General features: G+C 61.5%; 1 protein-coding gene. It reads left to right on the top strand.

Annotated features, from left to right (window positions below; translation table 11 throughout):
• Positions 1–242 precede the first annotated feature (242 nt).
• A partial coding sequence (locus tag AC1D0P_RS28890; RefSeq protein ID WP_477679874.1) for a DUF2249 domain-containing protein occupies positions 243–480 on the top strand: 238 nt, incomplete at its 3' end.

Raw genomic sequence — 480 nt, 5'->3', positions numbered from 1 at the left:
AGCTCGTATAGCGCGGCAGCCGCGCGTCGCCATAGGTGGCGACCAGTCTCTCGGACATCATGATCTCCTTTGCTTCCCCACGGAAAATAGCGGGCTCTGAAAGGCAGACTTTGCTCTGGGACAATCCGGCGGCGGAAATTCCGGGCTATCTTTGCTCCCCGACAAAGTAGAGGCCGCGTGTCGCAGCTACGTTCAGGAGGCCAGGCGCACTTGCTGGGCAGACCGAACCTACAGGAGCCAACATGCTGCATTCCCAGGACATTCCCGAGATCGACGTTCGACAGATTCCACCGGGCCAGCGTCATCCTGCCATCTTTGGCATCTTGACGGCGCTCGCGCCGGGCGCTGCGATGCGCGTGACCAGCGACCATGATCCCCGGCCACTCCGATATCAGATCGAAGCCAGATATGCCGACGAATTCGGCTGGCTCTATCTGGAGCAGGGGCCTGACACCTGGCGGGTGCAGATCAGCCGTGCCG

This window comes from Polaromonas sp. P1_G2 (genome assembly GCF_056405515.1).
This window is presented reverse-complemented; position numbering and strand designations above follow the sequence as displayed.